The following is a 23614-nucleotide window of genomic DNA, read 5'->3' on the forward strand; positions in this document are numbered from 1 at the left end:
ACCCTTCTTATTAGAGAGGTCTTTATGACCTCTCTGTCTAAGCATGCCATGCAACCTAATAGTGTGCGTTTATGCCAAGGTTGCGAACTCCCTGTCGATATTGTCGATTTACCTAACGGTAAAAATGCACATTGCCCACGCTGTGGCACGCAATTATATCGCGGAGGCAGCCCTAGCCTTTCTGGTAATTTAGCGGTCGCGATAACCTGTATCCTGCTATTTATTCCGTCGCACTTCTTTAACTTCATTAGCATCAGGCTTTTTGGTGTGATGATTCCGGCAACCTTACCCTCTGGGATGATAACCTTGATGGAAGAAGGCTTTGTTCTTCTTTCATTGTTAATTCTATTTTGTAGCTCACTTGCCCCATTGACCGTATGTGTCTCGGTCGTGACTGCACATATCTCATTGCATCAAAGATGGTTTAAGGGGCTGCGCGTCTCACTGTGGCTGATTCAACATTTGAAACATTGGGTAATGTTGGATGTATTTTTGGTCAGCATTGCGATCTCTTGTTTTAAGCTTCAAGACTATTCAGATATTTTTGTTGGCCCGGGCTTGATTGGCTTGGTCTTGCTGCAAATATTTACTGTTCTTCTGGTATCACGCATCAGCGTTCGTCGTTATTGGGAAGCTTGGAAACCGGAAAACACGTACTCTTTCGAACACAAAGATGTGCATTGTCACGAGTGTCATCTCTCTCAACCTGAAGGTGAGCGTTGCCGACGTTGTCATCATGAGCTCTATCATCGTAAGCCAAACTCGATTCAAAAAACGTGGGCTTACCTAGTCGCGGCTACTATCGCGATTTTTCCTGCTAACCTTATTCCTATTTCGATTTTGATAACCAACGGTCAACGCCTTGAAGATACGATTTTCTCTGGTGTTGCGTCTTTGGTCAGAAGCGGAATGTATGGTATCGCCATTATTATTTTTGTTGCCAGTATCGTTGTGCCAGTCGTTAAGATCCTCGGCCTTGCCTATATTATGCTGTGCATCAAATTCAAGCGTTCGGTGTTTCGAAGACAACGAATGATGGTTTACTTTGCAGTAAAGTGGATCGGTAAATGGTCTGTCATGGACTTGTTTGTTATTTCTATCATGATGACCTTGGTCGATCGCGGTCAAATACTCGACTTTACGCCAGGTTACGGCGCGGTCGCGTTTGGTTTAGTCGTTGTGCTGACAATGTTAGCCGCAGAGAGTATTGACCCAAGGCTAATCTGGGATGAAGCCCCAAAACAATCAGAAAAAGAGTCAATTAATGAGTGATCAGAACAATTCTCAAACATCGTATGTGCCTGATGTTAAGAGGAGCAAAGGCATATCTCCACTTTGGCTACTGCCAATTTTGACGATGGTGCTCGCCGGCTGGCTTGTGGTGAAGTCCATCCATGATGCGGGGCAACGAGTACAGATTTACTTCTCCGACGCTGCTGGTTTGGTGGCGGGACGTACAACTATCCGTTACCAAGGTTTGGAAGTCGGTATGGTCCGTGACATTAATTTGTCCGAAGATCTCGGCAGCATTTACGTGGATGCAGACATCTACCCTGAAGCAACGAAGTTACTAAACGATAAAACGCGTTTTTGGCTTGTTAAACCAACCGCGAGTTTAACTGGTGTGTCGGGCTTGGATGCGCTTGTTTCTGGTAACTACATCTCTATCCAACCGGGGGACGGTCAAGAATTTGAGACCACATTCCACGCTCTCGATTCGGCGCCAACGGACCTACGTGTTTCACAGGGTTTGAACATCAAGCTTAAAAGCAGAGACTTAGGCGGCGTGTCGATTGGCTCTCAGATTGTCTATAAGAAAATTCCTATCGGTGCGGTCTACAGCTACCAACTGGATGAAGATGCAAAATCCATTACTATTCAAGCTAATATCCAAGAGCAATATCGACACATCATCAATGACCGCAGCCGCTTTTGGAACGTCAGCGGCATTGGCGCAAGTATAGGTTTTGAAGGCGTTGACGTACGCTTAGAAAGCATGAGTGCCCTACTTGGTGGCGCTATCGCCGTTGACTCTCCGGACGATGGCGAACCAGTGGAAGAAAATACCGAGTTCCGCTTATACAAAGACTTAAAAACAGCAGGTCGAGGCATTGCGATCAAAATTGCTCTACCTGACGACAATAAAGTCAGCAGCGAAGGCGCACCAATCATGTACCGTGGCATTGAAATTGGTCAGGTCACCGACTTAAGCCTTTCTGAAGGACGAGAAGTCATTTTGGCGTCAGCAGCAATTCAGCCTGCTTTCAGTGACATGCTTACCACTGGCACTCGCTTTGTTTTGGAAGAAGCGAAAGTGTCGTTGTCTGGTGTCGAAAACATCGCAAACTTAGTTCGAGGAAACTTCCTCACTATCGTTCCTGGCGACGGCGAACGCTCTCGCCGCTTCACTGCAATTCGCAAAAACGTATTTAATCAACAGCAAGAAAAGTCTATCGCGATTCGCCTAATTTCTGACAATTCATTTGGTTTAGATAGCGGCGCGAACGTGCTCTATAAAGGCATTGTGGTAGGCTCCATCATCAACGTAGGTTTGGTTGATGAGAAAAAACAAGCGAAGCACGAAGTCTTTATGGATGTGCTGATTGATCACGAATACAAGCATCTTATTAAGTCAAATAACCGTTTTTACGTGACTGGTAGCGCTTCTGCAGAGCTTACTGAGTCTGGGTTGAGCGTCACTGTTCCGCCAGCAAAACAACTACTGACCGGTTCTATCAGTTTCGTCAGTGAAGGTTCTGAGTCGATTCAGAAAGAATACCAACTGTTCCAGAACGAATCGTTAGCAGAACTCGCGCAATACAACAAAACTGGCTCGAAAACATTAATGCTGTTTGCTTCAGAGCTACCACCAATTTCGAAAGGCAGCCCTCTACTCTATCGAAATCTGCCTGTAGGTAACGTCTCGGACTTTCATCTCGTCGATGGTGGCGTATTGATTAAAGCGACCATTGAAAATCGCTTTGCTTATCTGATCACACCACAAACCGTTTTTTGGAATCGTTCAGGTATCGAAATTGATGCCTCACTTTCTGGCGTTAGCGTTAAAGCACATCCACTAAAATCTCTAATTGAAGGTGGAATTGCCTTTGATTCCGTGCCTGGCGTGGAAAACAAAGTCGGAGAACGTTGGAAACTTTACGCTGATCAGCAAAAAGCGCGCAAATTTGGTCGAGTCATTTCGCTAGAAACAGACGGCACGCAAGAAGTACTTAAAGGTATGCCGATTGAATACCAAGGCGTGAAGGTAGGTGAAGTGACGCTTGTCGTACCGAATTTCCGTCGCAATCTGGTTGAAGTCACCGCCCGAATTTTGCCGGAATACGTGGAAAATATCGCGGTAGAAGGCACGCATTTTTGGCTAACTGAACCTGAAATTGGCCTTGGCGGCGTGAAGAACTTAGGTGCGCTGGTTTCAAAATCTATCAGCGTTGAACCGGGTAATGGTAAGGCGAAGTTCGATTTCCAATTAGAAAAAGGGTTTGACCGTGTAGAAGGCGTCATGTTTACCCTGCAAAGTGAGCAACGCGGTTCGGTTCAAGTCGGCACTCCTGTTCTCTACCGTCAAATGGAAGTTGGTCAAGTTACCGATGTTCGCTTGGGCGAGTTCGCTGATCGCGTGGTTTCCACCATCAAGATCAAACCTGAATACGCGTATTTAGTGCGTCAAAACAGCGTGTTCTGGAATGTGTCTGGTGTGGATGTTTCTATCGGTATTACTGGTGCGAACATCAAAGCAGGTACGATTGATAGCCTCGTGCGTGGTGGCATTGCGTTTTCAACGCCAGAGCAATCACAAATTCCACCAGCTGCAAAACGTGGTCACTCTTTCTATCTTTACCCACGTGCCGATGAAAGTTGGGTTCAATGGAGAACGCCAATTCCTAAGCCCTAAGGCGGGATATTGATTCGATGTAAAGAGCAGCAATCGCTGCTCTTTTTTATGGTCGTTAACCTTGTCACTATTCGTTTCTGCGTCGCTTTCGTATATTATTTGCGGCAAATTCTGCAAACGAGATTCCACATTGCATCCTAATGTTTACATCCCAGACGCGTTTCTGGAAAAAATCCAAACTATCCTTCCTGCGAACCTCAACATGGAAGATTTCATCTCTGCATGTCAAAGGCCTCTTCGCAAAAGTATCCGCGTAAACACGCTCAAAATGAGTGTGGAAGACTTTGTTAAGCGCGCGGAAGACAAAGGATGGACATTGTCACCCGTCCCTTGGTGTGACACTGGTTTTTGGATTGAAGCCGACGAGTCGGTTGTACCATTAGGCAACACAGCAGAACACATGTCTGGCTTATTCTACATTCAAGAAGCCAGCTCGATGATGCCTGTATCTGCCCTATTCATGAATGACGAATCTTACGATGCGGTACTAGATACCGCTGCTGCACCAGGTTCAAAAACCACGCAGATCGCCGCATTAATGAAAAATGAAGGTGTACTTGTCGCGAACGAGTACGCGGCAAGCCGCGTAAAAGTTCTGCATGCCAACATCGAACGCTGTGGTGTACGCAATGCCGCTTTGAGCAACTTTGATGGCCGCGTTTTTGGTGGTTGGTTACCTGAACAATTTGATGCTGTATTGCTTGATGCCCCTTGTTCTGGCGAAGGCACAGTTCGTAAAGATGAAGATGCCATGAAGAACTGGACACAAGCGTCCGTTCTAGAAATCGCAGATACGCAAAAAGATCTCATCGAAAGCGCATTCCACGCACTTAAGCCAGGTGGCGTGCTAGTTTACTCAACGTGTACGTTAAGTACCGAGGAAAACCAGCAAGTTTGCCATCACTTAAAAGAAACCTTTGGTGACGCGGTTGAGTTTGAGAGTCTGGATGGATTATTTGAAAATGCAAACGCCGCATTAACAGAAGAAGGTTTCTTACACATCTTCCCTCAGGTTTATGACTGTGAAGGCTTCTTTGTTGCGCGTATTCGCAAACACCATTCTGTAGAGGCGCCACAAGTGAAAAAGCGCATGGGCAAATTCCCGTTCGTAAAAGCGTCGAAGAAAGAATCAGAAGAGATTTCAAAGCAACTACACAACGCATTGGATATTGAGTTACCTTCCGAAAGTACGGTTTGGCTCCGAGAAAAGCAACTACACAACGCATTGGATATTGAGTTACCTTCCGAAAGTACGGTTTGGCTCCGAGATAAAGACGTTTGGCTATTCCCAGATGCGCTTGAGCCTATGATTGGCGAATTACGTTTTTCTCGCATGGGCATTAAAATCGCTGAAGCACATAAAAATGGCTACCGTTGGCAACACCAAGTCGCTACCGCGCTGGCGACGGGTGCTGAAAACAACGCTATTGAGCTAACGATTGAAGAAGCACGTGAATGGTACATGGGCCGTGATGTTCGTCCTCAAATCATTCCAGAAGGACTGAAAACGGGTAAAGGTGAAGTGCTAGTTAAGTACCAAGGTGCGATTATCGGTTTAGGTAAGTGGGTCAGTAACCGCATTAAAAATGGTCTTCCTCGTGAGTTAGTACGAGATAAGAACTTATTTTAAAGAAATGACGAACCATAAATAAATGAAAAGCCATCGTATTTGCGATGGCTTTTTAGTTCGTAAGTATGAAAGCTCGTAGGGCTGCTAGCGATTCAAGCTCGCTGTACTAAACTGAAGATATCAACGTAACGCTTTGATACGGCATTTCTCTCTACGTTAACCACCCAATAAATGGTTGACGAAAGTTTAGCGCAGGCTCTGTAGAGCCGTTTCCCCTAGGCCCAAAAAATGGAAGAGTTTGGGCCGTTTTTTTGGCTACTTTCTAGCGTTTAAGCAGATAAGTTAAGCGAGACGGATACCGTCTTTCTCAATCACAATCTTACCTTGCTTGTACAAACCGCCGATGGTCTTTTTGTACGTGCCTTTACTTGTACGGAAAGCATCAAAAATCGCTTCTGGCGAAGACTTATCGTTCAGAGGAAGGAAACCGCCCTTCTTCTCCAAGAGATCAATAATCTTGCTTGAAAGATCATCCATCTTCGCCACACCGACTTTTTGTAGAGATAAGTCAATTTTGCCATCTTCACGGACTTGCTTGATGTAACCTTTCAGTTTTTTACCGATAAACAGCTTACCAAACACATCAGAAGGGAAAATCATGCCCCAGTGTTTGCCGTTTACAATCGCTTTGTAACCAAGTTGGCTGCGTTCTGCGATAATCAGATCAACTTCTTCGTTTACTTCGTAGTTTGCTGGCGTTTTATCAAGCCACTTGTTGAACTTCGTCGTACCAACAATACGTCCCGACGCTTTATCGGTGTAAACATAAACCAGAATGTTTTGACCCGCAGTAAAGCGAGCTCGTTGCTCACTAAATGGGATAAGAAGGTCTTTCTCTTTAATGCCCCAGTTTACGAATGCACCCGTTTGATTGATGCCTTCGATTTTCATCAAGCCCCACTCGCCTACTTGGGCGATTGGCTTGTCAATGGTCGCAGCAAGTTGGCTTTCTGAGTCAAAGTACAAAAATACTTCAATGTGATCGCCAAGTTCAGTGCCTTCAGATACATGTTTGTTAGGCAGCAGAACAGAGCCGTAATCGTCACCATCCAGAAATACGCCAAAATCAGCCTTTTTAATGACTTCTAAGCTGTTAATTTGACCAATTTTAATCATTGATATTGTCTCTCTTAAAATTTACACGGAATTATACCTAAACTAACAAGAAAATCAGAGAGAAAAGCAAACCTCTCTGTTATGCTGTCTGCTCGGCTATTTGCCCCAGTCACTCTCTTAGCAATCTCGACCTTACACGCTCAACTACATTACGTAAGGCTAGAGTGCTTTAGCAAAGTCAGGAGCTTTCTTTGGTCACCGTCGATAAACAAGACTCAGTAACATTAAAAATTAGCCACGCGCTCGCAGAAAGCAAAAGTGTCGACCTAGATATTTACTTCTTTGTGCCTGGTGAGCTTGGTTTAAACGCCGATATCATCAGTGAATCCGAATTTTATTACACTTCTATCACTCAGCAACGTGCTTATTACAGTACAGAAATTCTATTGCCGCTTGTTCACAGCCGATTAGCGAAGCGCGGACGTCTTTCTAATCAGCAATACCGCGTAAGTTTGAGTTTATTCGCCTACCAGTACGTTATCGCACTAGACAAAGCGGTGGCGAGTTTGAATAAGCACGAGAGCAACTCCGTTACAGAAGATGAAGTGGACGAAGTCATTGAGTTGACGCTTGAGATCTTAAAACGCTTGAGACGCTCTATCCCTTATGAAGAAAACTTAAAGCGTTACTACGTTAATATTGATAACTATTTGTCGTGGTATACCGAGCAGAAGTTTTTGTCTCTCGTCGCTCATCTTCCTCGAGAAGGCGATTACAGCACCATTAAACAGCGTTTGATTACTCTGTGTGAGAAAGAACAAGCGCATCGCAAGCTAAACAAATACAACTCTCCACGCGTGGTTGAAGACGTGACGCGTCTTTCAAACAAAATGCGTTTGTTAAGACGTCTGATTGAACACCCTATTGTTTTGCGTGAGCAAACTATCTCCATGGGTAACAACATCAAGCGAGCGATTAAAGGGATTGCGACGGGCTTGGTTATGGTCGTAGTGACATCGACCGTTATTCTAGCCCGAGACTACCTTGGCGAGATCTCAGCGTCTTTCATTATAGCGATGTCTTTTATCTATGCTTTACGCGAGATTTTTAAAGATGATCTGCGTGATGCGATGTGGCGTTGGATTCGTAAAGGCAAACCTAAGTGGCGTAAAAAGTACATCGACCCGACGACGAAGAAAGTCGTCGGTAAAAAATTAGAATGGCTTGATTATAAAACGCTATCGAGCTTGCCAGACAAGATTCAACAGATTCGTAAAAAACGCGTCGTTCAAAGAGAAGAACAAATTCTTCACTACCATGAAAAAACAGAAATGGCGACGTCGCTCTTTTTAAGTGGTTATGAACAGACTCGAGAAACGTTGAACATCAGTTTGCGCCCGATCATCCGCCTAATGGATAAGAGCTCAAACCGCGTTTATCGTCTAAATGAAGGGCAAGTGACCAAAGAGTCTGTAGAGAAACGTCATTTACTCAATGTGATCGTCAAAGAAGACAACCACACTGATGCGCCCGTTTACTACCGTTGGAAAGTCGTGCTAAACCGCTCGAAAATAGTCTCTATCGAGAAAATCGAGCTCAATTAAAAAACGGATTCAAACTATTAAGCAGCCTTCTTTGTATGTTGAGCTGCTTTTTTTATGGATAGAGTAAGCGCAAACTCTGCCATCGGCTCCTGCCCATGTAGGCTCGGACACAGTGCAATGATCTTCACATCACGATTAACACGTTCACCAGTGGCAATGGTATGGTCTAGCATATCATCAATGACATGGCCGTCATTACAAACGAAATGAACATCCGCTTCTGGACGTTTTAAAAACTCCGCTTTCACTCCTTTAAATGCTAAAGAAATCGCCTCGCCTTTTTCCTGAGCTTTGCTCATCGCAAGAAAACCACCAGCCACATCAGCACCAACGGCTAATGCACCAAAATACATACTGTTTAGGTGATTCTTTGTTCGTCGTCGAAGTGGAATGCGCACTTCAACGTGCTTACTATCAATGGCGATAATTTTTGGGTGACACAGCCAAATCAGAGGCACTTTCGAAAAGCCAAAGAGATTGAGATACAAATTTGCGCGACGTACTGCTGATAACATGTTGGTCTCCTTACCAAACTACTCTGACCAGTTAATCAACGAATGAAATAGATGTCAAAGAAATGTTAACAAAAGCTAGATCTAGACAGTTATTGAGCATACTTTCAGTGACAGTGTCACCTAGCTCGAATAGAGAAGCATGAGATTCGTCGCACTAAACTCGCTTGACCGAAGGTGAGATAGAAGAAAAGGTTATAAATTCAAATGTATATATATTGATTTAATGATCAAGTTTTGTCATTTATACATAAGTCATTTAAATGAATACCAACACCTTTGTATACAATTCGGTATTTCCTGGGGAAGATTCCCGTGAAACGGTTTATTCCTGCCTGTAATTCCGTTATCTTTACCCCTTCGCAATAGAGAATAAAGCTATAACATGCCTATAAAAACAGATGAATTGAGAACCCAACCTTTGGGTCCAATGCCTACCCCAGCGGAGCTAGGTAGTGTACATCCGATCACGGATGACGTTGCAGATCGCATCGCTCAATCTCGTCGTCAGATTGAAAACATTTTAACAGGTGAAGACGATCGCCTTCTTGCTATCGTTGGTCCATGTTCTGTTCACGATACTGAAGCCGCAATTGATTACGCGAAACGCCTGAGTGAAATCCAAGATAAGTACAAAGACGAGCTATTTATCGTTATGCGTACTTACTTTGAAAAGCCTCGTACAGTAGTTGGTTGGAAAGGTCTTATCACCGACCCTAACCTAGACGGTTCTTACGCGCTTGAAGCTGGCCTTCACAAAGCTCGTAAACTGCTACTGGATATCAACAAGCTTGGTCTTGCGACTGCTACTGAGTTTCTTGATATGATCACTGGCCAATACATTGCGGATTTGATCACTTGGGGCGCAATTGGCGCACGTACGACAGAATCTCAAATTCACCGTGAAATGGCATCAGCGCTATCTTGCCCTGTTGGCTTTAAAAATGGCACAAACGGTAATGTGAAAATCGCGATTGACGCGATTCGTGCCTCTCAAGCTTCACACTACTTCTACTCGCCAGATAAGAATGGTCGTATGACGGTGTACCGCACAAGTGGCAACCCATTCGGTCATATTATTTTGCGTGGCGGCGAAAAAGGTCCAAACTTTGACGAAGCGTCTGTGAAGCAAGCGTGTGATTCACTTGCTGAGTTTGGTTTACCTGAGCGTCTTATTGTAGACTTCAGCCATGCAAACTGTCAGAAGCAACACCGAAAACAGCTTGATGTTGCAAGTGACATTTGTACTCAAATTAAGTCAGGCAGCACTCGCATTGCGGGTATCATGGCGGAAAGCTTCATTATGGAAGGCAACCAGCCAATGACTGACATTAACAACCTAACTTACGGTCAATCAATTACTGACCCTTGTTTAGGTTGGGACGATACAGTAACGATGCTAGATATGCTGGCAGAAGCTGTAAAATCCACTAAGTAATTCATCCATATAACAAGATAATCAAGGAATCTTCATGCCATCGTTTGATATTGTTTCAGAAATCGATACCGTTGAACTACGTAACGCCGTTGATAACGCTAACCGTGAACTGTCTACTCGTTTCGATTTCCGCAACGTAAATGCGAGCTTTGAGCTAGTAGAAGAAAACGTAAAAGTGTCTGCGGAAGGTGACTTCCAGCTTAAGCAAATGCGCGACATCCTACGTGGCCACTTGGCAAAACGTAATGTTGATGCAAATGCAATGGACGCTCAAAACCCAGAAGTAACGGGTAAAAACTGGCATCAAAACATCCTGTTCCGCCAAGGTATCGATACACCGACAGCGAAAAAACTGGTTAAGCTAATCAAAGATGCGAAGCTAAAAGTACAAGCGTCTATCCAGGGCGACAAAGTACGTGTAACTGGTAAGAAACGTGATGACCTGCAAGCAACTATCGCAGCAATCCGTGAAGCGGAGCTAGGCCAACCGTTCCAGTTTAACAACTTCCGTGATTAATATGTTTTGCTAATTGGTATTCGATACCAGTTAGAAGAAGCAAAATAAAAGCGCCGACGTATTTTTCGTCGGCGCTTTTTTATTGTCAGTATTTTTTAGAGCGTTGTTTTTGCTAAAGCTTCACAAACTAAATCACAAGATCTTGCCCTTGCAGCAACATGAATTCGCTTGTGCCTTGAGGAATGAACACGCACACGCGTAAGTTGTCTTTTTTCGCTTTGGCTAACTTATCAGACAGTTCTGCCGCATTTGAAAAGGCCTCACGTTCGGCATCTCTTCTTACCAGCTCCATTGCGTCTGATTCACACTTAGTCGAATACAGCGCGAGTTCGGCTTGCTGCATGTAGCGAACAGCTTTGATTGGCAGCATTTCGACGTCTTTTCCGAGAGGAATCCAAGTACAACTGCCCTTCTCATCCAATGGGTTTGCCATCGTTGCCTGATAGATGGTTTCAAGCTCGCGGTTATTACGCGCGTTTTCAACATCAGGGTTAGAGAAAAATTGCTCCCAGAACTTACGGCGTAAATCGACACTTGGTAACGCTTCTTTGATCGAATTACGTTTCGAGTTGGCAAACTCGGCCATCAAACCCATGTTCTGAGGAAGAATCGCTTCAAGCTTTTCACGAATATTGCGAATCAGTACCGGAGACGCTCCACCACTTGAAATTGCAATCTGGATTCTGCCACGGTTGATCATTGAAGGTGTGATGAAGTCACAGTACGGTTTGTCGTCTACGACGTTGACCAAAATGCCAAGTTCTTTGGCATTTTTATACACCTGGTGATTCAGCTCTGGGTTATCAGTGGTGGCCCACACTTGCACAAAACGTTTTGTGACAAGGTCACTTGAATAAAAGCGTTGCACCCAATGGATTTGGTGCTCATCGGCAAGCCTTGATAAGAACTCAACCAAAGTTGGAGAAACAATGGTGACATTCGCCCCAGCCTTTAGTAGCGCTTCCACTTTACGGCTCGCCACTTCTCCACCACCAACAACAAGTACTGGTTTATTCACTAAATCTAAGAACAGAGGAAAATATCGCATTTCAATCCATGATTACTCTTATTTGCTATTGCTACTCATGCTACCAAAAATGGGGCAAACACATCACCCTGTTTCGACATCACAAATAATTTTTGTTCAAATTTTTGCGTAACTCAGTCGAGCTAGGCTAATGATAGATTTAATAACAACTTTTTATTCTCTCATTTTATTCACTCTTCTATTGATTGTTCTGATGCACCAAATTGACCGAGTTTTGCACTATTTACAAACAATTAACATTTCGTCATTCTAATTCTCAAGGAGCTTTGGAAGTTCTCTCAAAACTCTATTTAAATTATATATTTGAGAATTAACAGATCCTTTCCTACGCTTATAACTGGTTGATTTATCGATTGCCGTTTCTTCGAAAATCAACCACGTAGGACAATAAATACTAATAAATTGGACAAGTTATTTCAGGTCACTCCTGATTAAACATGGATCATACAGGAAGGATACAAATGGCAAACAAACTAACAATTCTTGCTTCCGTCGTAGCGGCTTCTACTGCCATGATGGCGACATCAGCACAAGCAGCAGACACGACTCTGGACAAAGTCACAAAACAAGGTTTCCTTACTTGTGGCGTAAGTACCGGTCTACCTGGTTTCTCAAACCCTAACTCAAAAGGTGAATGGGAAGGTATCGACGTAGAATATTGCCAAGCACTGGCTGCAGCCGTTCTTGGGGATAAAACGAAAGTTAAATATGTACCCCTAACCGCGAAAGAACGCTTCACTGCACTTCAATCGGGTGAAATCGATGTGCTTTCTCGTAACACTACCTGGACACTACACCGAGATACTGCGCTAGGCCTAAACTTTGTTGGCGTTAACTACTATGACGGTCAAGGTTTCATGGTCAAGAAAGATCTTGGCATTTCTAGCGCTAAAGAGCTTGATGGTGCGTCAGTTTGCGTACAGTCAGGTACAACAACCGAACTCAACTTAGCGGATTACTTCCGCAACAGCGGCATGTCGTACAAACCTGTGGTGTTTGATACGGCGGCGCAAACCTCAAAAGGTTTCGATGCCGGACGCTGTGACGTGCTAACGACTGACCAATCTGGTCTGTACGCACTTCGTTTGAATCTGAAAGATCCTTCTTCTGCGGCGGTTCTTCCTGAAATCATTTCTAAAGAGCCACTTGGCCCTGTGGTTCGTCAAGGCGACGATCAGTGGTTCAACATCGCTAAGTGGACGTTAGCAGCAATGGTGAATGCGGAAGAATACGGCATTACCTCTAAGAATGCGGATGAGATGTTAAAATCTCAAGATCCAAACATCAAACGTATTTTGGGTGTTGATGGTCCGAAAGGTAAAGGCCTTGGCATTCGTGATGATTGGGGTTACCAAGTCGTCAAACAAGTGGGTAACTACGGCGAAAGCTTTGAGCGCACAGTCGGTAAAGGTTCGCCTTTAGAGATCGCTCGTGGTGTTAACGCACTTTGGAATGCCGGCGGCTTCATGTACGCGCCACCAATCCGTTAGAAACGAGTTAATCAGGGCGGTTCATGCCGCCCTTTTTCTTGAATATATCAATCTGGATGAGTAAGGATCGCTCATTGGCTGGAATAAGCCTTGGTCAGTATGATATGGGTTTGGGCGAGTAACTCGCGCTACAAATCTATTGCAAGCTAACACTAGGTTAAGCCTTTAGGGACAACCACTTATTTATACAGAGTGATATCTATAACTAAGGTTTGAGGTTATCGCTGTATGAAACCGACTAAAGATACATCGCCAAGTACGATGTCCAAACCGAGCGGAAGCAAGAGCTTGATTTATAATCCTGCCTTTCGTTCTGCTATTTTCCAGATCATTGCTATAGCTGCACTGGTATTTTTCTTTTATACCATCATCAACAATGCGTTAAATAACCTCGATGCTCGGGGCATCGCGACAGGCTTTGGTTTCCTGAACCAAGAAGCTGGTTTTGGTATCGGGTTAACTCTCATTGAGTATAACGAAACGTATTCTTACGGCAGAACGTTTATCGTGGGTCTTTTGAATACAGCATTAGTCTCTGTGCTGGGTATTATTCTCGCCACCGCGATTGGTTTTACGATGGGTGTAGCGCGTCTCTCTACAAACTGGTTAGTTAGCCGTTTAGCTGCGGTTTACATTGAGACGTTTCGAAATATCCCCCTTCTTCTGCAAATCTTTTTCTGGTATTTCGCAGTACTGCAAGCATTACCATCGGCAAGACAAAGTTTGAGCCTTGGCGAAGCTATCTTCTTAAACGTGCGTGGGCTTTATTTTCCTGCGCCTGTGTTTAATGAAGGCAGTGGTGTGGTAATTGCTGCGTTTGTTATCGGGCTTATCGCTACGATCTCTATCTCTATTTGGGCTAGAAACAAACAACGCCTAACAGGCCAACAAACCCCGATGGGACGAATTGGTTTAGGGCTTCTCGTTGGCTTGCCTCTGCTGGTTTACTTCGTTTCCGGTATGCCAATCTCTTTGGAATACCCAGAGCTGAAAGGTTTCAACTTCAAAGGTGGGATCAGCATCATTCCTGAGCTGGCAGCTTTGTTATTGGCGTTAAGTGTTTACACCGCCGCCTTTATTGCGGAAATCGTACGCTCCGGTATCAACGCGGTGAGTCATGGTCAAACAGAGGCCGCGATGTCACTTGGTTTACCTCGTGCTAAAACGCTCAAGCTGGTTGTTATCCCCCAAGCTTTGAGAATCATCATTCCTCCACTCACAAGCCAATACTTGAACCTCACGAAGAACTCTTCGTTGGCAATGGCAATTGGTTATCCGGATCTGGTTTCTGTGTTTGCTGGTACAACCTTGAACCAGACAGGACAAGCCATTGAGATCATCGCGATGACAATGGGCGTTTATCTAACGCTGAGCTTGCTCACGTCTGCGTTGATGAACTTGTACAACCGCAAAGTTGCGCTGGTGGAGAGATAATATGAGTACACATCAATTTCAGCCCGATCTCCCGCCACCATCAAATACTGTTGGCGTGGTTGGGTGGTTACGCAAGAATTTGTTTAATGGCCCAGTCAACTCCATTGTCACGCTTATTCTTGCTTATATCGTTTTTAATGCGCTTTGGCATATTGTCGATTGGGCATTCATTAATGCTGACTGGATTGGCTCAACGCGTGATGACTGTAGCCGAGAAGGTGCATGCTGGGTGTTCATCAGTGTTCGCTGGGAGCAGTTCATGTACGGCTTCTACCCAGAAGCAGAACTTTGGCGTCCTCGCCTGTTTTACATCACGCTCGCGATTTTCACTGTGCTTCTTGCCTATGAAAAAACACCAAAACGCTTATGGATTTGGCTGTTCTTTGTCAACATCTATCCGTTTATCGTTGCTGCGCTTCTCTACGGTGGTGTGTTTGGCTTGGAAGTAGTTGAAACGCACAAATGGGGCGGATTGCTGGTCACACTGATCATCGCGCTTGTTGGTATTGTGGTTTCATTACCGATCGGTGTCGCACTGGCTCTAGGTAGACGCTCTGATATGCCCATCATACGCAGCATCTGTACGATTTACATTGAAGTATGGCGTGGCGTTCCACTGATTACCGTACTATTCATGGCGTCCGTTATGTTACCGCTGTTCTTAGCTGAAGGTTCCGAGACGGACAAACTTATTCGTGCCTTAATTGGTGTGGTCATGTTCAGCGCGGCTTACATGGCAGAAGTGGTACGTGGTGGTTTGCAAGCCATTCCAAAAGGACAATATGAAGCTGCCGATGCGTTAGGTTTGAGTTACTGGAAGAAAACAGGCCTGATCATTTTGCCACAGGCACTTAAGATCACCATTCCTTCCATCGTAAACACATTCATTGGCCTATTTAAAGACACCAGTCTGGTACTGATCATCGGTATGTTCGATGTGCTCGGTATTGGACAAGCAGCAAACACCGACCCCGAATGGCTCGGCTTTGCTACCGAAAGTTATGTATTTGTCGCGTTAGTGTTCTGGGTATTTTGTTTTGGTATGTCACGTTACTCAATATGGCTCGAAAACAAACTTCATACCGGTCACAAACGATAACTCATCAAGATCAAGGACGTATTATGACGCAACAACAAGACTATATGATCCAGTTGAAGGACATGAACAAATGGTATGGTGAGTTTCACGTACTAAAAAACATCAACTTAAATGTAAAGAAAGGCGAAAAAATCGTTATCTGTGGCCCTTCAGGTTCAGGGAAATCGACCATGATTCGCTGTATCAATCGCCTTGAAGAGCATCAAGCAGGCAGCATTTTTGTTTCTGGGACAGAGCTTACGGAAGACTTGAAAAACATCGAAGCCGTGCGACGTGAAGTTGGAATGTGCTTCCAACACTTTAACCTCTTTCCACACTTAACGGTCTTGGAAAACTGCACACTTGCGCCTATTTGGGTGAAAAAGATGCCGAAAGAGGAAGCGGAAGCGGTTGCGATGAAATATCTCAAACGCGTTAAAATCCCAGACCAAGCCGATAAATACCCAGGTCAGTTATCTGGTGGTCAGCAACAGCGTGTAGCGATTGCCCGCTCATTGTGTATGAGCCCTAAAGTCATGCTGTTTGATGAGCCAACCTCTGCGCTCGACCCTGAAATGGTGCGTGAAGTGTTGGACGTTATGGTCGAATTGGCGGAAGAAGGCATGACCATGCTGTGTGTAACCCATGAAATGGGCTTTGCTAAAGAAGTCGCCGATCGCGTGATATTTATGGACGCAGGAGAAATCATAGAAGAGAACAACCCGGTCGACTTCTTTGAGAATCCTCAATCGGATCGCACGCAAAACTTCTTAGCGCAAATCCTGCATCATTAATCATCAACGCAGATAACGCTTTAAAAGCACTGATTTCGAATGAAGCCAGTGCTTTTTGTCATTTACATCACCAATCGTTGTGAGCACCAACGCAAAAACTCTTGGTGGTAATATTGTGTTACAAGTTGCCACATACATAACATCTTATTTCCATTATCATTTTATCTAGGATATGCATGGAAAGGGCTTGATTTTTTGAACTTTCAGCCCCATAAATGTACCAATAGTAAACTCCCTTATTGAGGATAATTATGAACAGTCCAATGTTTACTCGTTCAACAAGTGTTCCTAATACACTAGAAACTAACAAAGTACTGAAAAACACTTACTTCCTACTGTCGATGACACTGATGACCAGTGCTATCGCAGCAGTCGCGACTATGGCAATGCAAATTTCACCAATCATGGCGATTGTAATGCAGCTTGCAGCGATTGGTATTTTGTTCTTTGTTATGCCAAAGGCAATCAACTCATCATCTGGTATCGTTTGGACATTCGTTTTCACGACTCTAATGGGTGGTGCTTTAGGTCCAATGCTTAACTACTACGCATCAATTCCAAACGGTCCTACTATCATTGCTCAAGCTCTAGGTTTGACTGGTATGGTGTTCCTTGGCCTATCGGCTTACACCATTTCAAGCAAGAAAGATTTCTCTTTCATGCGCAACTTCCTGATGGCAGGTTTGATCATTGTGATCGTTGCAGCGCTGATTAACATCTTCGTTGGTTCAACAATGGCTCACCTAGTAATCAGCAGTGTTTCTGCACTCGTGTTCTCTGGTTTCATCCTATTCGATACAAGTCGTATCGTTCGTGGCGAAGAAACAAACTACATCAGTGCAACAATTTCGATGTACCTAAACATCCTTAACTTGTTCACTAGCCTACTAAGCATTCTAGGCATCATGAACGACGATTAATCGTTTCTCGTTAAGTAAAATCAAAAAGCCCGAAGGTAATTCCTTCGGGCTTTTTCTTTGTGTGCAATTCAGTGTATTACGCCTGCTCTACAGACAACTCGATAACTTCGTCTGCTTCTGGATTTTCTCTAAAGCGTCTCACTTTGATCGTTTCCTCTCCTAACATGATTTGCTTGGCGATTCGGTGCATACCATCAAAGACTCGGTAGTCACTAGTTAAGATCACGGGATACGATACATCGGCATTGTTGATGCGTTGGCAATGTTTCGCGATTTCACGACAGGTTGGCTGCGGCCCTTCATCACTAAACCAGGTCACCTCATTCGGACCTTTAATGTCATCAATGGAAATTTCTTCTACGGGTAAGGATTCTGCAAGCTTCCAAATACGCTCAATAGACCAAGTGGATTTTACGTTGTCATTAATCTCAATGTAACGTTGTGTCGACATGACTGACTCCTTGTCATGAGTTTTGTTTCTAACCTGAGCACAGGTCGGTTATCAAACCCAGAGAATATCGACCCAAAGGAATAAACACAACGTCGTAACCGATTCATCCTTAAACAAAATTTCATTAATTAGACAGCTGACTATCAAAAAACGATAATAAAAATGAATAAATCCGAATATAAATGCAAATGTCTTGGTATTACCCCCGGTAAATTTTTAACAAGCTGAATAATTTATTATTTTTCTGCATAGTAGTGAGTTTTGGACACATCATCAGTATTCATTAAAGCCCTGCTACTTTGTATGCTTTTGCTTCGCTCAGTACGACTTCAGGATTCTTTTGTTGAGAACTTCCTAACGTGTGCGCTAATCTATAAACATCCATGTTCACTTAACGGATAAGACGTTATGTTCGTTTACAACGGCAAAGAAATTGAAACTGATGCTCAAGGCTACCTACTGGATCATACTCAGTGGGAAGAAGGCATGATTGAGCTTTTAGCAAAAGAAGAAGACATCGAACTTACTGATGCTCATTTAGAAGTTGTGCATTTTGTGCGCGAGTTTTATGAAGAGTTTAATACCTCTCCAGCAGTGCGAATGCTTGTCAAGGCAATGGAAAAGGCACACGGCCCAGAAAAAGGCAACAGCAAATATTTGTTCAAGCTGTTCAAAAAAGGCCCAGCAAAACAAGCAACAAAGCTAGCAGGTTTACCTAAACCAGCTAAGTGCCTGTAATATTATAGAATTTTAAATCCGCGGAATGGTTTGTACGATACGCTCTCTCGCGTAACGCTTTCTACTGTCGCCGTCCGCGGACCTTCTTGTAACCATTCACAAAACTGGTCAATTTTCTCTTTAGGCCCACAAGCCATCACTTCTACATCGCCATTGTTCAAGTTCTTCGCGTAGCCCGTTAAACCAAGCTTTAAACCTTGGTGCGAAGTATGGTAACGAAAGCCAACCCCTTGAACGTGACCTTTAACTATAAATCTCTCACACTTTACGTTCATCTTTGTACCGCATCTGATTATTGAGTGATATATTCGTTTTGTCTTATTCACCCCACTAAGGATAGTGGGTTTTCGTATGGTTATAATAATTATGAAAGAAATTCCTTTCCGCTGGATTGATAAGTATCTCATTCACTTAAAGATTCAAGAAAAGTTCTACTTGCTCTTCATTCTCCCTCTTCTTGCTCTAGTCATTCTTACTCTCGTCCTCAATAGCGCGGCTAATTCTCTGATCTCAGGTATGTATCAGGAAGAGTTGATGCTCATGAAAGGGTTGATAGAGGCTGGTAATCTTTCTCAAGCTCAAGTAGCAAATCTTATTGCGGGTTCAGAGACAGTCTCTATTGGTACAGGACCGCAATCTGTATCGGTATTGAATGGCGCATTCAGTTTGGTTGCGAATCATGAGCTTTCTCTGTGGACTGCCCTATCAATGACTCAAGTGAGCATCATCTGCGTGAGCTTGTTTGTTCTCGCGTTAGGTGTTTACTACATCATGACGTTCATCGGTAGCGCAATGTTCACCATGAACAAGGCGCTAAACACGCTTGCTGATGGCGACCTAACCGCGCGGATGAATTTCTTCCCTGTTCGTGATGAGTTCAGTGAAATCGCCATCACGATTGATAAAGTCGCGGAGCGTGAACAAAAAATGGTTCAATCTATCCAAGAGTCTGTCGCTCTTATGCAGCAAATCAGCTCGGACTTGAATCAATCGATTCACCACAGTTCTGAAATTTCTGCGACGCAACAAGAACACCTCAACTCTCTTGCAAGTGCAACGGAGCAGATGGCATCAACGATTCGTGAAGTTGCGACACTGGCTCACGACTCAAGCACACAGACGGATGATGCACGTAGTGTGGCTCAATCAGGCCAAGTGAAAGTCGAAAACACGCTTCACTCGATTTCAAATCTGTCGAATGAGATTCAATCTGCTTCTCAAGCGGTTGAAGAGCTAGATGCAAACGCAGCGCAAATTGATGAAGTGGTGACAACAATCAACGGCATCTCAGAACAAACCAACCTACTTGCATTGAATGCTGCCATTGAAGCGGCTCGTGCAGGTGAACAAGGTCGTGGCTTTGCGGTTGTTGCGGATGAGGTTCGAGCTCTTGCGGGGCGTACTCAGCAAGCAACCGTTGAAATCCAAGCGATGATTGAATCGTTACAGCGTAACAGCCAGTCCCTCACCAAACTTATGGAAGTTACGGTAAACAATGCCAACGAAGGTCAAAACCTGATGGCAGAAGTAAACCAAGAGATTGGCTCGCTTGCCGATAAAAACCAAACCATCTCAGACAGCAGTATTCAAATTGCGACTGCAGCTGAGGAACAAGGTGTCGTTGCAGATAACATCGCCGCAAGCGTCGAAGAAATCCGAGTTCAAGCAGATAATGTGTGCAATATGATCAGTACGACCTCGCAAAACGTCGAACAGTTGCGTAAGCAAAGCGATACGATGGAATCTCTCCTCACTGGTTTGAGAGCATAACCAAATATCAGTTAATCAGGGTCACGCAAGTGGCCCTTTTTTATGCCTGCTAACAGCTATGCCGACGATAATGACTAACGATACCGACCGTTTAGCAAATGACTGGATTGTTGAGGGATATTGCTTTTGCCCTCAACATCCCGGACAATACGCCCCTTTCAAAATTCAACAAGAGCAAATGAAATGACAGCTGCTATCTATTTGGTTAAAGGTCGTGAGAAATCGGTTAAGCGCAAGCACCCTTGGATCTTCTCTCGAGGCATCGGTAAAGTTGAGGGCGAACCCGCTCTTGGCGAAACAGTTGATGTGTTCACTCACGACGGTAAATGGCTAGCAAAAGCGGCATATTCTCCAGAATCTCAAATCCGCGCTCGTATTTGGAGTTTTGAAAAAGAAGAAATCAACAAAGCGTTTTTCGTGAAGCGTTTTCAAAATGCTCAACTTCTTCGTGAAGACGTGATTGAACGTGATGGTTTAACAGGTTACCGACTCATCGCCGCTGAATCTGACGGCTTGCCGGGCGTGACGATTGACCGCTACCAAAACTTCTTCGTATGTCAATTGCTCAGCGCAGGCGCAGAATACAACAAGCAAGCGATTGTAGATGCATTGGTTGAATGCTTCCCTGATTGCAATGTCTACGAACGCTCTGACGTAGCAGTACGTAAGAAAGAAGGTTTGAAAGAGACCACTGGCGTATTGCACGGTGAAGAGCCTCCAAAATCTGTCGTCATCGAAGAAAACGGCGTGAAAATCAGTGTCGACATTGTAGGTGGACATAAAACAGGCTTCTACCTAGACCAGCGTGACAGTCGTCAACAAGCGATGAAGTACGTTAAAGATAAAGAAGTACTGAACTGCTTCTCTTACACGGGTGGCTTTGGTCTTTACGCACTGAAAGGCGGCGCAAAACGCGTAATTAATGCGGATGTATCTCAGCCAGCATTGGACACAGCAAAATACAATGCAGAACTGAACGAGTTTGATATCTCGAAAAAGCGCGCTGTTTTCTTAAACGCAGATGTATTTAAACTGCTTCGTGAATACCGTGACCAAGGTACTCAGTTTGATGTGGTTATCATGGATCCACCTAAGTTTGCAGAAAGCAAAGCGCAACTAAATGGCGCATGTCGTGGTTATAAAGACATCAATATGTTGGCGATGCAAATTCTAAAACCTGGTGGCACGCTACTGACCTACTCTTGCTCTGGCTTAATGGACCAAGTTTTATTCCAAAAAATCATTGCTGACGCAGCGGTAGACGCAAACCGCCAAGTGAAATTTGTTGAGCGCTTTGAACAAGCCGCAGACCACCCAACCGATACGGCATACCCAGAAGGTTTCTACCTAAAAGGCTTTGCTTGTAAAGTGCTTTAATCGCTCTTTGGCGATTATCGGAACGACATAAAAAACGGAGCTTTCGCTCCGTTTTTCTTATTCTCTCAACTGTTCGAGATTACTGATTAAGCTGTTGGCGATATCTGCGGCCGATGCGCCATCGAAATTAACTTCTAACTGTTGACCATCTTTATTAATCGTCAATGTCGAGTTACCTCCACTTTCAGTCACTTCTACGGTTATATCATCTACGCGTCCTCGGTAGTCTCCAGAACCAAGATCATCAAGCAATGCGGAAATGTCAGTACCCGTCATATCATCAAATACATCGGTAAAATCAAGCTGATCACCATCACTGAAATCCGTCACGGTATCAGTTGCGGACTGCATTTCTGTCCACTTGAAGACGTCATCACCTTCACCGCCCGTTAAGATATCATTGCCTAAACCACCGATGATCATGTCATTACCGTCGGTACCAACCAGAATATCGTCTCCATCCGTACCCATGATGAGATTCAGCTCAGAGTTTAATGCCATGGTTTGATAACCAAGCGCCGTGACAGCATCTACAGTGACGTTCTCGAAATCAACCGCTACCGTTGCACTGGAGTCACTTTCTAAACCATCAGAATCAATGGCTTTGTACTCAAACGAATCACTCACTTGAGTGAAGCTGGTAATCTCTGTGCCTACCAATGTAAAACTTGCTTTATCACTTGAGCTATCTGTATCCGGCGACAACCGAATTTCATCGAAGCTTCCGTTTGCAAGCTCTATCGTTGCAGTACCTTCGTGGTTGCCACTATAGCTGATGTCTTCTGCTCGTATTTCTTGAGTATCAACCACAATACCATCTAAGAAAATGTATGCAGTAATCCAAGCACCACCATTGTTAAAGCGGTCGTTCAAACTTGCGAGATTTATTTTCGCTTTGTCAGCTTCAAGACCTTCATCAAGTTTTATTGCAACATATTCGTGAGTGCTGATCTCATCCCCATTCCCAGTCTCACCAGGAGATACAACGACCAAACCAACTTGCTGGTTCGCAAAATCGACCTTGACCTGAGCGTTAGAGTCGAAGGTGATATCATTGCCTGAAATAGTAATTTGGCCACCATAGAAGCTCAAACCATTGACATCTACAGAATCAGCCAGAAAATCTTTGTCGAACTCTTCAAGTAAATCATTTGAGTCAAAACGTTGATCTTCAAAAAAATCTGCGGTCAGACGATACTTAACGTCAGTGTTCTCTGCAAATATTGATGACCCATCGATAACAACTTCTTGCCCGTTACCATCTACATAGTAGAGTTCCCCATAATCTGGAAGGTCAATAACTTTGATTTGGATATCGTCATCATTCGCTGTCACTGCATCATCTTCAAGGTCTTCAACTCGCTGCTCACCACCACTTGTTGTTCCATCAAAATCTACATCATGAATTGGGAACAAACCGTCTTCTACATCAAGTAGAATGTTGAAGTTACGAACAGTAGGCGGCGTATTCGGCTCATCATTATCGATGATGGTTGTATCAACATACGCATTAGTGAGGTCAAGCGCCTCGAAAATAGGATTGTCGTCACCATCGACAATACTAGCCACACTAACTCGATAGACTTCATCCGGCTCGTCATCGGAATCATCGACAGTGTCAATGGTAAACGTGGCGGTTACGCCATCCGCCCCAATAATCGCTTGAGTGGTTTCGGTGATGTCATCACCTGACGCGGTGGTGTAGCTGTAAGCGAGCGTGACGATGCTACCGACTGGCGCCGGATCGCTCAGCGTCACGGTGTACTCCGTGGTGGTGTCACCTTCTACGACATTCGCTGGACCGGTCATAGTTACCGTAACCGTATCTTCTGGCCCTGGGTCGG

The 23614-nt window shown here is 44.3% G+C and carries 19 protein-coding genes and 1 pseudogene; 14 read left to right on the forward strand and 6 right to left on the reverse strand.

The window, feature by feature from the left end:
* Nucleotides 1–24: 24 nt before the first annotated feature.
* The 3 genes from OU793_RS06365 to rsmF all read left to right on the forward strand — a co-directional run bounded on the left by OU793_RS06365 (nucleotide 25) and on the right by rsmF (nucleotide 5543).
* Nucleotides 25–1272, forward strand: a complete 1248-nt coding sequence (locus OU793_RS06365; RefSeq protein WP_005486416.1) for a paraquat-inducible protein A — start codon at nucleotides 25–27, stop codon at nucleotides 1270–1272.
* On the forward strand, nucleotides 1265–3913 hold the full coding sequence (gene mam7 / locus OU793_RS06370; protein WP_140103900.1) for an MCE family putative adhesion factor MAM7: 2649 nt from the start codon (nucleotides 1265–1267) through the stop codon (nucleotides 3911–3913). The genes OU793_RS06365 and mam7 overlap by 8 nt, the downstream gene beginning before the upstream one ends.
* Nucleotides 3914–4043: 130 nt before the next feature.
* Nucleotides 4044–5543 carry a 16S rRNA (cytosine(1407)-C(5))-methyltransferase RsmF gene (gene rsmF / locus OU793_RS06375; protein ID WP_274647740.1) on the forward strand — a complete coding sequence of 500 codons (1500 nt, stop codon included), beginning with the start codon at nucleotides 4044–4046 and terminating at the stop codon, nucleotides 5541–5543.
* Nucleotides 5544–5825: 282 nt separating this feature from the next.
* On the opposite strand, the gene OU793_RS06380 is transcribed toward rsmF, so the two are convergent.
* Nucleotides 5826–6659, reverse strand: a complete 834-nt coding sequence (locus OU793_RS06380) for a S1 RNA-binding domain-containing protein (protein ID WP_140103902.1) — start codon at nucleotides 6657–6659, stop codon at nucleotides 5826–5828.
* A gap of 191 nt (nucleotides 6660–6850) precedes the next feature.
* Between OU793_RS06380 and OU793_RS06385 the strand changes: the two genes are divergently transcribed.
* Nucleotides 6851–8203, forward strand: coding sequence for a hypothetical protein (locus OU793_RS06385; protein WP_005457111.1), 1353 nt, complete (start codon nucleotides 6851–6853; stop codon nucleotides 8201–8203).
* A gap of 17 nt (nucleotides 8204–8220) precedes the next feature.
* On the opposite strand, the gene OU793_RS06390 is transcribed toward OU793_RS06385, so the two are convergent.
* The gene (locus OU793_RS06390) at nucleotides 8221–8718 is read right to left on the reverse strand and encodes a DUF4442 domain-containing protein (protein WP_029845557.1); all 498 of its coding nucleotides are present in this window, start codon (nucleotides 8716–8718) and stop codon (nucleotides 8221–8223) included.
* 382 nt (nucleotides 8719–9100) lie between these two features.
* Between OU793_RS06390 and OU793_RS06395 the strand changes: the two genes are divergently transcribed.
* Both OU793_RS06395 and OU793_RS06400 read left to right on the forward strand, forming a co-directional pair.
* The gene (locus tag OU793_RS06395) at nucleotides 9101–10153 is read left to right on the forward strand and encodes a 3-deoxy-7-phosphoheptulonate synthase (protein WP_005457114.1); all 1053 of its coding nucleotides are present in this window, start codon (nucleotides 9101–9103) and stop codon (nucleotides 10151–10153) included.
* Nucleotides 10154–10187: 34 nt separating this feature from the next.
* Complete coding sequence (locus tag OU793_RS06400) at nucleotides 10188–10670, forward strand: YajQ family cyclic di-GMP-binding protein (RefSeq protein ID WP_005457116.1); 483 nt, start codon at nucleotides 10188–10190, stop codon at nucleotides 10668–10670.
* 127 nt (nucleotides 10671–10797) lie between these two features.
* On the opposite strand, the gene OU793_RS06405 is transcribed toward OU793_RS06400, so the two are convergent.
* Nucleotides 10798–11718 (reverse strand): bifunctional precorrin-2 dehydrogenase/sirohydrochlorin ferrochelatase, encoded by a 921-nt coding sequence (locus tag OU793_RS06405; RefSeq protein ID WP_140103903.1) that lies wholly within the window; start codon nucleotides 11716–11718, stop codon nucleotides 10798–10800.
* A gap of 461 nt (nucleotides 11719–12179) precedes the next feature.
* On the opposite strand from OU793_RS06405, the gene OU793_RS06410 reads away from it, so the two are divergent.
* The 5 genes from OU793_RS06410 (at nucleotide 12180) to OU793_RS06430 (ending at nucleotide 17434) form a co-directional block, all read left to right on the forward strand.
* Nucleotides 12180–13208, forward strand: a complete 1029-nt coding sequence (locus OU793_RS06410) for an amino acid ABC transporter substrate-binding protein (protein WP_005457119.1) — start codon at nucleotides 12180–12182, stop codon at nucleotides 13206–13208.
* A 228-nt stretch (nucleotides 13209–13436) separates the two neighbouring features.
* Nucleotides 13437–14642, forward strand: coding sequence for an amino acid ABC transporter permease (locus OU793_RS06415; protein WP_005457120.1), 1206 nt, complete (start codon nucleotides 13437–13439; stop codon nucleotides 14640–14642).
* Nucleotide 14643: 1 nt separating this feature from the next.
* The gene (locus OU793_RS06420) at nucleotides 14644–15741 is read left to right on the forward strand and encodes an amino acid ABC transporter permease (protein WP_005457129.1); all 1098 of its coding nucleotides are present in this window, start codon (nucleotides 14644–14646) and stop codon (nucleotides 15739–15741) included.
* A gap of 23 nt (nucleotides 15742–15764) precedes the next feature.
* Nucleotides 15765–16514, forward strand: coding sequence for an amino acid ABC transporter ATP-binding protein (locus tag OU793_RS06425; RefSeq protein ID WP_005457131.1), 750 nt, complete (start codon nucleotides 15765–15767; stop codon nucleotides 16512–16514).
* Between the two features lie 251 nt (nucleotides 16515–16765).
* Nucleotides 16766–17434 carry a Bax inhibitor-1/YccA family protein gene (locus OU793_RS06430; protein WP_005494926.1) on the forward strand — a complete coding sequence of 223 codons (669 nt, stop codon included), beginning with the start codon at nucleotides 16766–16768 and terminating at the stop codon, nucleotides 17432–17434.
* Between the two features lie 76 nt (nucleotides 17435–17510).
* Here the strand turns inward: OU793_RS06430 and OU793_RS06435 are convergent, their stop codons facing one another.
* Nucleotides 17511–17885 carry a chromosome partitioning protein ParB gene (locus OU793_RS06435; protein ID WP_005490570.1) on the reverse strand — a complete coding sequence of 125 codons (375 nt, stop codon included), beginning with the start codon at nucleotides 17883–17885 and terminating at the stop codon, nucleotides 17511–17513.
* Nucleotides 17886–18293: 408 nt separating this feature from the next.
* Between OU793_RS06435 and OU793_RS06440 the strand changes: the two genes are divergently transcribed.
* Entirely contained in the window at nucleotides 18294–18623 is a 330-nt protein-coding gene (locus tag OU793_RS06440; RefSeq protein ID WP_015296771.1) for a TusE/DsrC/DsvC family sulfur relay protein, read from the forward strand.
* A 2-nt stretch (nucleotides 18624–18625) separates the two neighbouring features.
* Here the strand turns inward: OU793_RS06440 and yccX are convergent, their stop codons facing one another.
* The gene (yccX, locus tag OU793_RS06445) at nucleotides 18626–18898 is read right to left on the reverse strand and encodes an acylphosphatase (protein ID WP_005486991.1); all 273 of its coding nucleotides are present in this window, start codon (nucleotides 18896–18898) and stop codon (nucleotides 18626–18628) included.
* A 91-nt stretch (nucleotides 18899–18989) separates the two neighbouring features.
* Between yccX and OU793_RS06450 the strand changes: the two genes are divergently transcribed.
* Complete coding sequence (locus OU793_RS06450; RefSeq protein WP_159404106.1) at nucleotides 18990–20393, forward strand: methyl-accepting chemotaxis protein; 1404 nt, start codon at nucleotides 18990–18992, stop codon at nucleotides 20391–20393.
* Nucleotides 20394–20576: 183 nt separating this feature from the next.
* Nucleotides 20577–21770, forward strand: a complete 1194-nt coding sequence (locus OU793_RS06455) for a class I SAM-dependent methyltransferase (RefSeq protein ID WP_005464224.1) — start codon at nucleotides 20577–20579, stop codon at nucleotides 21768–21770.
* 57 nt (nucleotides 21771–21827) lie between these two features.
* Here OU793_RS06455 and OU793_RS06460 read toward each other — a convergent pair.
* Nucleotides 21828–23614 (reverse strand): annotated as a pseudogene (locus tag OU793_RS06460) (calcium-binding protein); the annotation flags it as partial.

The organism is Vibrio sp. VP6 (assembly GCF_028823755.1).
Taxonomy (GTDB): Bacteria; Pseudomonadota; Gammaproteobacteria; order Enterobacterales; family Vibrionaceae; genus Vibrio; species Vibrio parahaemolyticus.